Raw genomic sequence first — 15,469 nt, forward strand, 5'->3', positions numbered from 1 at the left:
CCAAATGATCGCTCTGGATCGCGCCTTTGCCGATATGCCGGCCCTGGATCGTTTCCGGCCGAATATGGCTGCCGTCGACGCTTTCCGCAGCAAGCGCCGATCCCGTGACGGACCCTTCCGCCAATTTTTCGGGCGTAACCGATCCGTTCGCCAGCTTCTCGGCCGTGACGCTGCCGGCTGCCAGCCGTTCGGCGTCGACGCTTTCCGGAGCGAGCTGGCGCGACCCGACGGTGCCGTCCTGCAGCCGGTCTCCCGCGATGCTGCCCTCGGGCAGTCGATGCGCGATCCAATCCACGCTGTACACATGCTCGCTGCCGATCGCACCCTTGCCGATATGCCAGCCTTGGATCGTTTCCGGTCGGATGTGGTACCCTTCGACGCTTTCCGCCGCGACGGCCGCTCCCGTTACGGCCCCTTCCGCCAGCTTCGCCGCCGTAATCGATCCGTCCGCCAGCTTCTCCGTCGTGACGCTGCCGGCCGCAAGCCGCTCCGCATCAACGCTGTCCGCAGCGAGCTGCCGCGACCCGACGGAGCCGTCCCGCAGTTTGCTTCCCGCGATACTGCCGTCGGACAAACGCTGCGCGACCCAATCGACGTCGTCCACATGCTCGCTCCCGATCGCGCCTTTGGCGATATGCCAGCCCTGGATCGTTTCCGGACGGATATGGTGCCCTTCGACGCTTTCCGCCGCGACGGCCGGTCCCGTTACGGACCCTTCCGCCAGCTTCGCCGCCGTGATCGATCCGTCCGCCACCTTCTCCGTCGTGACGCTGCCGGCCGCAAGCCGCTCCGCATCAATGCTGTCCGCGGCCAGCTGCCGCGACCCGACGGAGCCGTCCTGCAGTTTGCTTCCCGCGATACGGCCGTCGGACAAACGCTGCGCGACCCAATCGACGTCGTCCACATGCTCGCTGCCGATCGCGCCTTTGGCGATATGCCAGCCCTGAATCGTTTCCGGGCGAATATGGCTCTCTTCGACGCTTTCCGCCGCGATGGCCGCTCCCGTTACGGACCCTTCCGCCAGCTTTGCCGCCGTAATCGATCCGTCCGCCAGCTTCTCCTCCGTGACGCTTCCGGCCGCAAGCTGCTCCGCCTCGACGCTGTCCGGGGCGAGCTGCCTCGACGTGACCGATCCGTCCTGCAATTTGTTTCCGGCAATGCTGCCTTTGGCCAGACGATACGCGATCCAGTCCACGTTGTCCACATGCTCGCTTTCGATCGCGCCTTTGCCGATATGGTAGCCCTGGATCGTTTCCGGACGGATATGGTACCCTTCGACGCTTTCCGCCGCGACAGCCGCTCCCGTTACGGACCCTTCCGCCAGCTTCGCCGCCGTAATCGATCCGTCCGCCAGCTTCGCCGCCGTAACGCTTTCGGCCGCAAGCTGTTCGGCTTCGACGCTATTCGGCGCAAGCTGCCTGGACGTAACGGTCCCGTCCTGCAGCTTGGAACCGGCGATGACGCCGTCGGCCAATCGGTCCGGGATCCAGTCCACGCTGTCCAAATGTTCGCTGGCGATCGCGCCGCGGACGATATGGCGGCCCTGGATCGTTTCCGGGCGAATATGCCCCCCGTCGACGCTTTCCGCGGCGATGGCCGCCCCGGTTACGGCTCCTTCCGCCAGTTTCCCGGACGAAACCGCTCCGTGCGCAAGCTTCCCGGACGTGACCGCGCCCGGCGACAGCTTCTCGGTCGTCACGCTTTCCGCCGCGAGCTGATCCGCCGTCACGCTGTCCGCCGCAAGCTGCTTCGCCGTCACCGAATGGGTTTGCAGCTTGGAGCCCGCGACGCTGCCGTCGGCGAGCCTACCTGCCAGCCATTCGATATTGCCCACATGCTCGCCCTGGATCGCGCCTTTGCCGATATGGTAGCTTTGTATCGCCTCGCGGCGAATGTGCCGGCCTTCGATCGTATCCGACGCGAACGCCCACCCGGTTATCGAGCCTTCGGCCAATTTGTCGGCGGTGACCGAACCGCCGGCCAGCTTGTCGCTCGTGACGCTGCCGTCGGCCAGCTTGTCGGACGTTACGGAAAGCTCGGTCAGATGCAGCGAGGCGACCGATTCCGGCGACAGCTTCTCCCTCGTTACGGAGCCCGCCGCCAGCTTATCGCTTGTCACCGCTTCGTCCTGCAGCATCGCCGTCGCGATCGCGCCTTCCTGAATATGCTCCTCCGCGACCGATTGGTCGGTCAAATGGCGGGATTCGATCGATTCGTTCGCCAAATGCTCCTTGCCGACCGATCCGGGCGCCAGCTTCTCCGCCGTGACCGACGACTCGGCCAGGTGAGCCGAAGCGACCGCGCCTCGCGTCAGCTTCTCCGCCGTCACCGCGCCGGCCGCGAGCTTATCGCCCGTCACCGCTTCGTCCTGCAGCATCGCCGTCGCGATCGCGCCTTCCTGGATATGCTCCTCCGCGACCGATTGATCGGTCAAATGGCGCGATTCGATCGATTCGTTCGCCAGATGCTCCTTGCTCACCGACCCGGACGCCAGCTTCTCCGCCGTGACCGACGATTCGGCCAGATGGGCCGAAACGACCGAGCCGGATGCCAGCTTCTCCGCCGTTACGGCGCCGGCCGCGATTTTGTCGCCCGTCACCGCTTCGTCCTGCAGCATCGCGGTCGCAATCGCGCCTTCCTGGATATGCTCCTCGGCGATCGACTGTTCGCTCAGGTGGCGGGATTCGACCGACTCGTTGGCCAAATGCTCTTTGCCGACAGAAGCGGCCGCCAGCTTTTCTCCCGTTACGGCGCTATCGATCAATTGGTCCGTACCGACGGAGGACGGCGCCAGCTTGTCGCCGGTGACGCTGCCCGCGCCGTAATGCTCGGTCCGCAGCGCCGCCTGCTCGATATGGAAGCCTTTGACCGCCCCGGGCTGCACGTGGAACCCCCGGATCGATTCCCCTTTGATATGCTCGCTTCCGACGCTTTCCGCCGCCAGCTTCCCGGACGTGACCGAATTCGCCGCCAGCTTCCCTTCCGTAACCGCGCCGTCCTGCAGCTTGGCCGCGGAGACGGCTTGATCCTGCAGATGCGCCTCGACGATATTTTGCGGAGCCACGTGACTTGCGCGAACCGCGTTGCTGGTCAGATGTTCCGTTCTAACCGCGTTCGGTCCGATTTTTTCCGACGTGACCGCTCCGTCCGCCAAATGTTCGTTGTCGACGGAGGACGCCTTGATCTTGCTGCCGTCGACGCTTTCGCCCGCCAGATGCTCGTTCGAAACGGCCCCTTCTCCCAGATGGACGCCCCGTATCGAGCCTTGCGCGATATGGTTGCCTTGAATCGTCCCCTGCTTCACGTGTCGGCCCGAAACCGATTCGATGGCGAGATGCTCTCCGCTCACCGACAGCGGTGCGATTTTGCTTCCGTTCACCGCACCGGCGGCCAGCTTCTCGTTCGTCACCGCGCCGTTCTGCAGCGCGATCGTCGGGACCCCGCCCTCGCGCAAATGCTGCGGACCGACCGAATCTTCGGCCAATTGTTCCGACCCGACGCTTCCGCCGGCGATCGCCTCGGCCGTCACGGCGCCCGGAACCAAATGCCGCGCATCGACCGACTCGCCGGCGAGCCGCGTCCCGTCCACGCTATCCGGGGCGAGCTTCCCGGTCGTCACCGCGCCGTTCGCCAGCTTCGACTCGGTCACGGCGCCGTCGATCAGCATTTTGTCGGTGACGGAACGATCGCGCAAATGCTCGGAGCCTACCGATTGTTCGGCCAAATGCTCGCCCTGCACGGCGCCCGCGCCCAAATGGTCCGACTGGACCGCTCCTGGCGCGAGATGATCGCTGCGCACGGCGCCGGCGGCCAGCTTCGCGGCCGTTACGTTGCCGTCGGCGATTTTGGAAGTCGTGACGGCCAAATCGGTCATCTTGTCGGTCGATACCGCCTCCGGCGCCATTTTCGAAGTCGTCACCGCATGATCGACGATATGGTGCGTATATACGGTTCCCAGCACAAGATGGTTGCGCGTAATCGATCCGAGCGCGATTTTGTTCCACGTAATCGAATAGTCCTGAACGGCTTCCGTGGTGACCGCGTTTTTCTGCAAATGCTCGCTGCCGATCGCTCCCGGGCCGACGTGACGGGACTGCACCGACCCGCCCGCCAGCAGCTCCGAAGTGACGGCGCCGTCGGCCAAATGCTCGGCGGTTACCGAGCCGAGCGCCAGCTTCTGCGACGTGACGGCCCCGTCGGCCAGCTTCCCTTCCGTAACGGCGCCGTTTCGGATTTTACCGGTGACGACGCTGCCCGGGGCGAGCTCCGCTTCGCCGACCGCTTCCGCCTCAATTTCTTCCGAGCTTACCGCGCCCGTCGATAAATGGTGACGTTCGATTGCGCCCGCGGCGATTTTGAACGACGTCACCGATCCGTCGGCTAGCTTGGATGTCGTTACCGCTCCGGGTTCCAGCTTTGCTTCCGTTACGGCTCCGTCCCGCAGCTTTTCGGCGGTTACGGCCCCCTGGACCAGCTTTGCCGTCGATATCGCTTCGTTCGTCAAATGGCTTCCGTGTACGGATTCTGGCGTCAGGTGCGACGATTGGACCGAGCCCGGGCGCAGCTGCCGCGATCCGACCGATTCGCCCGCCAGTTTGTCTCCCGTTACCGATTGCGGCGCGAGGTGCTCGGTTCCGACCGATTCGTCGGTCAGATGCTCCGCTTGGACGCTTTTTGCCGATAGATGCTCCGCGGAAAGCGCCCCAACCGCGATATGCTCCCCCATAACGGCTTCCTTCTGCAAATGGACCGAGCCGACGCTGGCTTCCGCCAGCTTCTCGGCCGTGACGGCCCCTTCCCGAAGCTTCTCGGTCAATACCGCGCCGTCGGCGATTTTCGCCGAATTTACCGCGCCGTTGGCCAGGTTGATCGACAGGATGGCGCCGCTTTTGATTTTTTCGCTGACGATCGATTGGTCCTGAATCAGATCCGTCGAAATGCTCTGCTTGTGCAAATGCTTCGCTTCGATCGACCCTTCGGCGATTTTCATCGAATCGATCGTTTTGTCGGCCAGCTTCTCCGACGTGATGCTGTTGTCGATCAGCTTGTCGCCGCCGATCGACTTCGGCTTCAGCTTCCGGCCGGAAATCGTTCCTTGAACGATATGTTTGTCTTCGATCGAGGCCGGCGCGATTTTGCTGGCCGTTACGCTTCCTTCCGCCAGCTTCGTGCTGTCGACCGCGTAATCGGCCAGCGAATCGCGGCCGATACTGTTCGGCTTGAGCTTCGATCCGTCGATCGAACGATTGGCGATTTTCTCGTTCGTCACCGCTTCGTCGACGATGTCGTCCGTATACACGACCGCCACGTTTTCGTGTTGGGCCCGCTCGAACAGAAGCAGAACCGGGGAAATGTCGGACGGCTCGGCAAACACTTCGACGTGCGGGGCGGGCGCGGACTCCTTTCCTTCGCGAGGATCCGGAATGGCCGGAGCTGCCGGTATAACCGGAATTTCGGGGAATTCCGCCAGCTCGGGCCGGTCGAAATGCGAAGCGGTCTCGGGGGGCGCGACCGGAGCTTCCGGCGCCTGAACGGAGGCGATGGCGGCCATTTGATCGCCCGGATTGTCGGCCGGCTTGCCGCTTGACGAATCCGCCGATTTTTTGTCCGTTTGCCCGTCGGGCTTCTTTTTGCGCAGCGCCTTCGCCGCTCTGTCTTCGTCCAGCCAGCTGAGCTCGTTCATGTTCGCGTTGTATATCCGTTGACCGGATTGCTTGCTTCGTCTCGAGCCTTCGCCTGGTTTGTTCTTTTTCATCCGGGTCACCTTTCTTCCACAGGATTAGTCATCTGTAACATATGCGTTCACCCAGTTCGCGGTCACACTCTCCCGGAAAAACGGAGAAACATCCATTTTTGAGGCGAATCAACCAATGACCAGTACCAAATCGCCCGGACGAGTCATAAACTGTACCACTCCTAGAAGAAAGGAGGAGACGAAAGCGATGCCTACGACGAACAACGTACCCGATTTGTTGTACGACATGTGGCTCAAAGACAGAAGCCGCGGGTGGGGCGCCGGCATGGGGCGTTCCCATGGCGATCATACGAGCGGCAAACATACGAGCGGCCACCATTCAAGCGGGAAGCACACGAGCGGTCACCATTCCGGAGGTCACCGCACCGGCGGCAGCATCGGTCACCGTACCCACGGGGGCTTGTCGGGCGGCCATCATACGCACGGCAGCCTGAGCGGCGGCCATAAAACGTTCGGCGGCCTGTCCGGCGGCCATAAAACGTACGGAAGCCTGACCGGCGGCGATCGCAGCAAGCATCGCAGCTGCAAGCCGAAAGTAAAACGTCCCGTGCGCAAGCGCCGCAAGAGCGGTTGCGGATGCAAGCGCCGCAAGTGATGATGCGCAGGCAGACGGCCAATCGTCCTTCGCCGAGCGTAAAGGATGGGCGAATGCCGTTACGCCCAAAGTCTCTTCCGCATATCGTATCCCACCAGCAGCCTATCCGTTAAGGATAGGCTGCTCTCCTTCAGGGAAAGGCGGATCCGATCTGTATGGCACTAGCCGAGTTCGATATCGTCATCGGACCTTCCGAGCTGAGCCGGATGAAAAAAAACATATGGAGCGGCACGTTCGTTCGAGGGTATTTGCTTTACGAGGGGCGCCAAGTGCCGATGCGCGTGCGCTACCGGGGAGGACATACGCGGAACTATCCGAAAAAGTCGTACGAAATCCGCATCGGCGGGAAAACGTACCATTTTAATGCCGAATACGACGACCCTTCGATGATGCGCAACGCGCTATCGTTCCGCTTCTTCCGATCGATCGGCGTTCCGAGCCCGTCGACCCGCCACTGCCTGCTGCGCGTGAACGGCCGAAGCGAAGGCGTTTATTTGCTCATCGAAGCGGTGAACCGGTCGTTTTTCCGCAGACGGAAAATACCGGCCGTATCGCTCTTCTACGCGGACAACGACAGCGCCAATTTCTCGCTGATCAGTCCGGAAACGGGGCGGCGCAAATCGTCGCTGTTCGAAGGGTATAAGCAGGTCATCGGCACGAGCGCCGACCGGCTCGCGCTGAAACGGTTCATCCGAAGCATTCACGCGCTGAGGGGCGAACGGCTGCGCGCCCGCTTGCATCGAAGGCTGGATGCGGACAACTACTTGCGCTGGCTGTCCGGCGCCGTTCTGACCGGCAATTACGACGGCTTCGATCAAAATTACGCGCTGTACGAGCACGGACCGTCGCGGAAATACCGGATCGTGCCGTGGGATTACGAAGGAACGTGGGGGCGAAACTGCTATGGCAAACGATGCGCCAGCGACTTGGTGCGGGTGACGGGCTACAATGCGCTGACCGAGGCGGTGCTGTCCGATCCGCGTCTGCGCGCGGCGTACCGCACCCTGCTCGAGAGGCTGCTGGAAAGCGCCTTTACCGAAGCGGGCATCATGCCGATCGTCTACGGCATGCATGAGGCCATACGCGAAAGCATCCATGCGGATCGCTCCCGGCGATGGCCCGCCGAGGTGTTCGACGGAGAACCGGAGCTCATTCGAGCGTATATCCGGGAGCGGAGAGAGATCGTGCGGAAAGAGCTTGCGGAGCTGTAGCCGGCCTGCTGCCTGTGCCATTACCGCGCCAGGCGCCGGACCGAGAGCGCCGGACCGAGAGCGCCGGCGGCCGATTTCCGGAGCTTCGCCCGGCCGGACTTAGCCCGGCTCAGCGCGTGTCCGTCTTGTTTTCCTTGAGCGATTTCGTATGGCGGGATACGTTTTTGTACTCGAGCGGCGACATTTGCGCGATTTGCTTGAATTTCCGGTTGAAATGCGTGATGTTCAAATAGCCGACGTTTTCGGCGATTTCCGTAATTTTCAGCTTCGTCTCCCGCAGAAGCCGCTGCGCCTCCCGAATGCGAAGCGTATTCAAATATTCGGGAAAGCTGAAGCCGGTATACCGTTTGAACAGCCGGCTGAAATGGGAAGGGCTTATATAGTAGTCGGCGGAAATACGGCTTGTCGTTATCGGCTCGCGATAATGCGTTTTGCAAAATTCCAGCACTTCGACGATTTTGCGATGCATATGTTCGGCGGGCGCTTCGCGGACGGTCATCATTTTGCGCGCGGCGAACAGCAGCAGCTGCACGACGAGCGATTGCAGAAACAGCCGCTTGCCGACCTGTCCGGTTTCCACATGCTCCCGGCTCATCTGGAATATGATGTTTTCGGCGTAGCTTTGCTCGTGCAGGTTCAAGGCGAGCATTTTCGTTTCCGCGCGGAACGGGAACAGCAGCGTGTCCAAATATTCGTCGTGAAACGGCCGGAGCAGCGCGTCGTCGAAATAAAAAACGATCCGCTCGTGCTCCGGCCTGCTTGCGTCGATCGTTTTGTGAATATCGTTTTTGCCGACGAACAGCAGGCAGCCCTTTTTCAGCAAATACGTCCGGTCCTCGATATAGTAGTATCGTTCTCCGGACAGCAAATAATAAATTTCGTAATAGTCGTGATAGTGACATTTCGTCATCGTCGAGGGCGCGGTCTTCTTGGAGAAAGCGATTTCAAATTCGGTTTTCACGATCGATCACCCGTTTGTCGCAGTCTGACGGTATGTCGGCCGCAATCGGATTCCGGCGCGGCCGTAACGGAGGAGGAGCGGCGGCAGGGGCCGTGGGAGCGCGAAAGTTCGGGACGGCTTACAGCAATTATAGCAAAGTATCGGGAATAAAGGTAAATATGGCGTAGAGATTGCGGCGAAATCCGCTTACTATAAGAAAAGCTTCTGATCGTAGCCTTTCGATGATGTACATCCGTGTTTTTTCGGTAGCTTGTTCTTGGTAAAGAATGTCGCTCTTCGCTTTAGTACTTTAGCGAAATTAAACATTCTTTATCGATAAGAAAAACGTCTAACGACGTATTTCATGGATGAGCGACCGCGGCTTAGCGGAAGTTTTTCTCTTAAACATTCTGAAACGTTTAAAAAAGCTTCTGTCGAAGCCAAAAACCGGACGCGACGGCACGGAGCCCGGCCGGGTAAAGGCTTCCCCGCTCCGAATGCCGCTCGTCGAACGCCATGGAGGCGATGCTGCGCGGCGAAACGAAATCGCCGGCTGCAAAAGCGCCCGAGCGCCAACGGCGGCCCTAGCGCAATCGGCATGCGCGCCATCCCCTTTCGGGCCGCACCGCTGCCGTCGCCGGAAAGCCGCGGCGCTCATCCGTCGCGCATTTGTTGAAAGCGCTATCATTTTTATCGTTAAAAAGGAGGAATCCGTTATGTTCAAACCATCCAACAAAAGCGTCGCCGTCTCGTCCTGCCTCGCGCTCGCCGTCCTGCTCGCGGGCTGCGCCAATACCGGCGGCGGGACTTCGCCGGGCTCCGGGGAAGCGGGCGGCGAACCGGCCGCGGCGCCAAAGCCGCCAACCGAACCGGTCGAGCTGACGATCTATTCCGCCGGCGGCACGCAGCGGGAAGAATTCAACAAAAATTACGGCGATTATATCGCCAAAAAATTTCCGCACGTCCGCGTCCAATATATTAACCCGCGCGACGGTGACGCCTTCAAGTTCGAAAATTTGCTGCTGATGGGGGTAAACGTCGATTTGTATTACGAATCGATCGGCACGTTTTTCTCCACGCTGCCGAGAACGAAAACCGAATTCGATCTGACGCCGCTCATCAAGCAGTACGGCGTCGACTTGACGCGGTTCGAGCCGACGTTGATCGAAGCGCTCCGACAAAACGGACAGGGGCAAATATGGGGACTGCCGGTTACGACGAACGGCATGTCGCTCTATTACAACAAAGACTTGTTCGATAAGTTCGGCGTGCCGTATTTGAAGGACGGCATGACATGGGAGCAGGTGTACGAGACGGCCGCCAAGCTGGACCGGAAGGACGGCGACAAGACGATCGCCGGTATCGCCGTATCGCCGAGCCACAGCACCCGGATGAACCCGTACTCCGTGCCGTTCGTCGATCCGCAGACGATGAAGGCGACGTTCGCCGACGAACGATGGAAAAGCATTGTCGAGCCGATTTTGAAGCCGGCGGCAAACGCCAATTACCGGGCCAAAATGGACGAGCTGGAAGGAAAGCTGCCTTATTCCGGCGAATGGCTGACGAAGCAGGAGCTGGCCATCTTCGGCGTCTTCTCCGATTGGCAGGTCGTCAGCCCGACACCGGTTCCGTTCGAATGGGACATCGCCGCATACCCGACGACGAAAGAGATGCCGGGAGTCGGCAGCCAGCAATATCCCGTCTATTGGTCGATTCCGAAAACGGCCAAGCATAAAGAGCAGGCGTTCGAGGTGCTGAACTATCTCGTATCCGACGAATATCAGCTGGAGCTGTCCAGGAGGGGCGGCATGACGGTGCTGAACAGCCCCGACGTGAAAAAGGCGTTCGGCCAAAACAGCTTGAACAAGCATAAAAATTTGGCGGCGGCGTACTACAACAAGTTCGCGCCGATCTCGCCCAAGACGGAGGTGGACAAAACGGCGGAAAACGAGCTGATCAAACGGCTGCCCGACCTCGCCTACGGCCGGACGGACATCAACACCGCGCTGCGCCAGGCGGCCGAAGAGGCGAACAAAGCGATCGAGGCGATGAAGCGATGAAGCGATGAAGGACGAAAGGACGCGGGCCTTCCCCGTTATTCCGCCGCGAACGACTCGGGCGGAACGCCGAGCTTCCGGTACAGCTCCGCCAGCCGGTCCGCCGTATGCTGCCACGTGAACCGCTCCCGCACCCGCTCGATTCCTTTCTCGCCCAAGCGGCGCGCGTACTCGCGGTCGGCCAGGACGGCGCATACGTGCCCGACCAGCTGCTCGGCAAGCCGCCCCGGCTCGGCGAGCAGCCCCGATACGCCGTGCTCGATAATTTCTTTCATCCCGCCCGCCGCCGTGGCGACGACCGGGACGCCGGACGCCATCGCTTCGACGTTGACGAGACCGAACGCCTCTTTCTCCGCCGAAGGCACGACCGCGACGTCGGCCAGCCGGAACCAGAGCGGAATTTGCTCGTGCGGCACGAACGGCACGAACCGGACGTGGCCCGGGACCGTTTGCGCCATCCGGCGCAGCTTCCGCACGTACGGGGTGAGCCGGTTCGAGCCGTACGAGGCGCCGCCGACGAGCAGCAGGACGGCGTCCGGCTCCAGCGCCGCGATGGTCGGCATGACCGCCACGAGATGGTGCACCCCTTTGATCGGAATGAAGCGGCCGACGTACAGCACGATTTTTTTGCCCGCCAAGCCCAGCTTCGCCAAATTCGCCTCCCGCCTCGCCTGCTCCTCCGCCGACCAGCGCGAGACGAAACGGTTCGTGTCGACGCCGAGATGGTTGACGACGATTTTGCCCGACAGTGATTCGTCATGGGAAGCGACCTTCGCCTTCAAAAATTCGCTGTTGACGACGATCGCATCGGCGGAGCGGAGGCAAAGGCGCAGCGCGGACGGAGCGATATGCGGCTTCGACAGGAACGTCGTCGAATGGAGGGACAGCACGACCGGCGTTTTCGGGTGCCGTCTTTTCAAGTAGCAAGCGTGCCTCGGACGGTTTTCCACCTGAATGACGTCGGGCGGCTCGCGCTTGATCAGGCGGGAGACGTGCGCGATGTAAGGCTTGGCGGTCGGCCGCACGTAGCGGATTCCGCCGATCGCCTCGCGGGCGGGACGGCCCTTCGTTTTTTTGCCGAACACGACGACCTCGGCTTGCCGGCCGAGCCGCTCCCCCGCTTGCGCGACGACGAGCTCGACCGAGCTGCTTCGGCGGGACGGAACGGGGAACGTGCCCGGAGTAACGAATGCAATCGTTGCGCGGGACATAGTCGATTGACCTCCATATCGTTGCGATTGCTCGGGAGACTTGCGCCTGCGCCTTGGACCTACGGCCGTATCGTGACCGGAGTTCCGATCGGCACCATGCGCTGCAGCTCCAGAACGTCGTGATTGTGCATCCGAATACAGCCGTGCGAAACCATTTTGCCGATGGAAGTCGGATCGTTCGTGCCGTGTATGCCGTAATGCGGCTTGGACAAGCCCATCCAGAAGGCGCCGAACGGCCCCCCCGGATTGGGCGCTTTATTGACGACGGTGAACCGGCCGGTCGGCGTGGCCGTAACCATCCGGCCGATGCCGACCGGGTAAGACCGGACGACGCGATCGTCCTCGAGCAGATGCAAAAGGCGATCGGACAAATCCACGATGATGCTCGTTTGCGGCATTTCGCTGCACCTCCCGGCGAATGGCCGGCCAAGGCGGTCGCTTTCGCGGAAAGCGCGCCTGTTCCGGACGTTACATCATATGCGGCGGCCGGGCGGGCTGCCATTCGAACGCGCAAACAAAGCGGGGCCGTCGTCCCCGCTAGTTGCCGTTTAGCCGGTTTCGCCGGCGGACGCCGCCGCAAGCGCTCGTTCGCACAGATCGAGGCATAGGCGCGCGGTCGCTTCGGCCGGCTTTAGCAAATCGATATGCCAATCGTCCCATTCGTCGCCGTCCAGACAGTCGCTGGCGAAGCCGACCCAGACGCTTTTCACGCCGCAAACCCGCGCGGCGGCGTATAACGCGGCCGTCTCCATATTGACGATTTCGGCTCCGGCCTCGCGCAGCTCCTCGATCAAGCCTCGCGTCTCCCTGTACAGGGCGTCGACGTTCGCCGCCGCCGCAAATCGGACGGTCTCCCCGTCCGCCTCCGCCGCCGCTGCGGTTTCCTTCGCGATCGCCGTCCAGGAAGGATCGCAATCGAGGCTCGTCTCGTCCCGGATATAGGCGCGGCTCGTTCCGTCGGTCAACAGGGCGCGGCTTGCGATGAGCTGCGTCCCTTTGCCGATCCGCCCGACGATCGATCCGGCCGCCCCGAAGCCGACAATCCGTTCGACCCCGAGCTCGGCGAGCTCTTCGACCAGTATCGCCGCCTGCGGGCCGCCCCAGTTGCAGCGCGTGACGATTCCGACCTTGGAGCCGGCGATGTCCGCCTCGTAGACGACAGGCGAGCCCTCGAACTCTTCCATCCCGTAAAGCACTTTGTATCCGACCGGCTCGGCGCCGAATGTCCGTACGAGCAGCTGCGAGCCTTTGTAATCGCGGAAGCAGATGACCGCCAGCTTCCAGTCCGGCGCCGGATGCTGCCGGAAACGGTTTTTCATGACGACCGACGGGCTGATGTAGCGATGCTGCGATGGGATGCTCATGATTCCGGCCTCCGTTTCGTATCGTTTCAAGAATCAGAATCGTTTCTCGGGACGAGCAGCAGCAGCAAATACGAGACGACGATTACGGAGCCGGCCCACCACCAGGCGGCGGCCATGCGGCCGCTGTCGACGGCGACGTAGATGGCGGTCGGCACCGTCTGGGTTTTGCCGGGAATGTTGCCGGCGATCATCAGCGTCGCCCCGAACTCGCCGAGTCCGCGGGCAAAGCCGAGCACGTAGGCGGTTGCAAGCGAACGCCGCGCGAGCGGCAGCAGGACGTGCGTCAGCAGCTGCCATTCGGTCGCGCCCATCGACCGGGCGGCGTCCTGCAGGTCGCGGTCGACCGACGCGAAGCCGACCTTCATCGTTTGATACGCCAGCGGAAACGCGACGACGGCGGCGGCGATCACGGCGGCTTGCCACGTAAATACGATCGGCTTGTCGAACAGCCATTGCGCCAGCTCCCCGAGCGCGCTCCGCCGGCCGAGACCGACGAGCAGCACGAAGCCGACCACGGTCGGCGGAAGCACGAGCGGCATTAAAAAGACCGTTTCGACGAGCGTCTTCCCGCGAAAACGGACGAGGCTCATCCCCCAGGCCGCCGCAACGCCCGCGACGAATACGAAGACGCTCGCCAAAAACGAAACCCGCAGCGACAAAACGACGGGAGCGAGCCATTCGGCGGCGGACATGCCGTTCATGCCGCGTTACCCGCCCGTTCCGAAGCCGTGCTTGCGAAACAAGTCCCGCGCCTCGGCGCTCTGCATATAGTCGAACAGCTTGCGGCTTTGCTCCGGGTGCTTCGTCGCCTTGACGATGCCCAGCACATAAACGGCCGGCGAATGAAGCTTCGGATCGACCGGAAACGCGATCTTCACCTTGTCCGAGGCGAGCGCGTCGGTCCGGTAAACGAAGCCGGCGTCCGCGTTTCCCGTTTCCACGTACGCAAGCACTTGGCGGACGTCTTTGCCCTGCACGAGCTTCGGCTGCAGCTCGTCCCACAGCTTCGCCCCGGTCAAAGCTTCCTTCGTGTAAGCGCCGGCCGGGACGCTCTCCGGGATGCCGACGGCGATCGTTTTCACGCGAGCGCCGGCGAGCTCGGACAGGCCGGCCGGGACGGCGCCGGCATCCTTCGCCGCGACGACGACAAGCTCGTTGCGGACGATCGCCCGCCGGTCGGCGGGATCGACGAGCCGCTTGTCGACGAGAGCTTTCATGTTCGCGTCCGACGCGGAGAAAAACAAGTCGGCGGGCGCCCCCTGCTCGATTTGCCGCTGCAGCGCGCCGGAGGCGCCGAAGTTGAAGGCGAGCTTCGCGTCCTTGTTCTGCCGTTCGAAGCCGTCGCGAATGTCGCTCAAAACGTTCGTGAGGCTGGCCGCGGCCGATACGATCAGCTCGACCTTTTGCGGCTCGGCGTCCGCCTTATTCCCGGCGGCGGGCTCCGGCTTGTCCGCTCCGCACGCGGCGGCCGAAACGGCCAGCAAACCGGCGAGCACGAACCCGATCGTCCGGCGAAGCGACTGGTTGTTCATGGCGTGGCGAATCCCCTTTCCTGATGCACTCTCCGCCATTATACAAAGGGACGCTTCCCGCGTCGACACCCGCTTGTCCGCCGCAAGCGCCGGCTTCCGACCGAAGGCTGCGTTTGGCGGGCTAGATGACCTTCTCAAACGGGAAAACGGCGCAGACGTATCCATTCCGCGCAGTTCCGAAAAAACCTTTCCCGGGCGAGAGACCGGGAGGCGGAGGCCGTCTCCGGTCCGTCGATCAATTCGGCAAGAAGCCGGTGCAAGCAGGCTGGAATCAAAGCGTTGTTCTGTTCGTTACTCATCTTTCTCTCTCATTCCGGATCACGGACCCTAAGTTTAACAAGTCATACTGAAATATTAGTAAGTATGTTTTGGACGTTTCAGGACCGTTTCTTTGCGTATTCCGAAAATTGACGGCATAGGCGATTGTGTAACGTACCGGCGAAAAACGATAGGAACTTGTCGAACCTCGGCCCTCCTTCGGCAAAAGCACAATCAAAGTCCTAAACGTCCGCTAAGCCGGCCGTTTCCAGGCGCTCTTAAGAAAAGCTAGCATCGACGTATTTCAAGGATGAGCGAAAACCGTCGGCTTCCGAAACGTAACGGACGCCACGGCGCTTATTTCGCGAAAATCGGCCGTTTTCCAGTCGTAACGGACACCACTGCGCTTATTTGCTCCGAACCGCCGTCCAAAAGGGGTTTTTCGCCAAATAGTCGAGTAGGTGGGGCCTCGCCTTTCGCGGCTTGAGCCCCTTGCCCCTCACAGATCCGTACGTGCGCAATTCACGCATACGGCTCTTCACTTCA

10 protein-coding genes are annotated in these 15,469 nt (G+C 61.7%); 3 read left to right on the plus strand and 7 right to left on the minus strand.

Translation table 11 applies throughout. From position 1 onward, the window contains the following. A partial coding sequence (locus tag PV407_RS20005) for a hypothetical protein (RefSeq protein WP_332091755.1) occupies positions 1-5,755 on the minus strand: 5,755 nt, incomplete at its 3' end. 187 nt (positions 5,756-5,942) lie between these two features. Here PV407_RS20005 and PV407_RS20010 point away from each other — a divergent pair. Together PV407_RS20010 and PV407_RS20015 are read left to right on the plus strand one after the other, a co-directional pair. Next, positions 5,943-6,350 carry a hypothetical protein gene (locus PV407_RS20010; protein WP_332091756.1) on the plus strand — a complete coding sequence of 136 codons (408 nt, stop codon included), beginning with the start codon at positions 5,943-5,945 and terminating at the stop codon, positions 6,348-6,350. Positions 6,351-6,505: 155 nt separating this feature from the next. Then, positions 6,506-7,561, plus strand: a complete 1,056-nt coding sequence (locus tag PV407_RS20015; protein WP_332091757.1) for a CotH kinase family protein — start codon at positions 6,506-6,508, stop codon at positions 7,559-7,561. 109 nt (positions 7,562-7,670) lie between these two features. Here PV407_RS20015 and PV407_RS20020 read toward each other — a convergent pair whose 3' ends face one another. Beyond that, a complete protein-coding gene (locus PV407_RS20020; RefSeq protein ID WP_332091758.1) occupies positions 7,671-8,522 on the minus strand; it encodes an AraC family transcriptional regulator in 852 nt (283 codons plus the stop codon). Positions 8,523-9,217: 695 nt separating this feature from the next. On the opposite strand from PV407_RS20020, the gene PV407_RS20025 reads away from it, so the two are divergent. Beyond that, the gene (locus tag PV407_RS20025) at positions 9,218-10,561 is read left to right on the plus strand and encodes an ABC transporter substrate-binding protein (protein WP_332091759.1); all 1,344 of its coding nucleotides are present in this window, start codon (positions 9,218-9,220) and stop codon (positions 10,559-10,561) included. A gap of 35 nt (positions 10,562-10,596) precedes the next feature. Here PV407_RS20025 and PV407_RS20030 read toward each other — a convergent pair whose 3' ends face one another. The 5 genes from PV407_RS20030 to modA all read right to left on the minus strand — a co-directional run bounded on the left by PV407_RS20030 (position 10,597) and on the right by modA (position 14,665). Next, positions 10,597-11,769 carry a glycosyltransferase family 4 protein gene (locus tag PV407_RS20030; protein WP_332091760.1) on the minus strand — a complete coding sequence of 391 codons (1,173 nt, stop codon included), beginning with the start codon at positions 11,767-11,769 and terminating at the stop codon, positions 10,597-10,599. A 59-nt stretch (positions 11,770-11,828) separates the two neighbouring features. Next, the gene (locus PV407_RS20035) at positions 11,829-12,167 is read right to left on the minus strand and encodes a L,D-transpeptidase (RefSeq protein ID WP_332091761.1); all 339 of its coding nucleotides are present in this window, start codon (positions 12,165-12,167) and stop codon (positions 11,829-11,831) included. Positions 12,168-12,317: 150 nt separating this feature from the next. Then, positions 12,318-13,133, minus strand: coding sequence for a phosphorylase family protein (locus PV407_RS20040; protein WP_332091762.1), 816 nt, complete (start codon positions 13,131-13,133; stop codon positions 12,318-12,320). 26 nt (positions 13,134-13,159) lie between these two features. Continuing rightward, positions 13,160-13,834, minus strand: a complete 675-nt coding sequence (modB, locus tag PV407_RS20045) for a molybdate ABC transporter permease subunit (protein ID WP_332091763.1) — start codon at positions 13,832-13,834, stop codon at positions 13,160-13,162. Positions 13,835-13,840: 6 nt separating this feature from the next. After that, a complete protein-coding gene (gene modA / locus PV407_RS20050; protein ID WP_332091764.1) occupies positions 13,841-14,665 on the minus strand; it encodes a molybdate ABC transporter substrate-binding protein in 825 nt (274 codons plus the stop codon). Positions 14,666-15,469 lie beyond the last annotated feature (804 nt).

It is taken from the genome of Paenibacillus sp. GYB003 (assembly GCF_036577625.1).
In the GTDB taxonomy this organism is placed as follows: Bacteria; Bacillota; Bacilli; order Paenibacillales; family NBRC-103111; genus Paenibacillus_AB.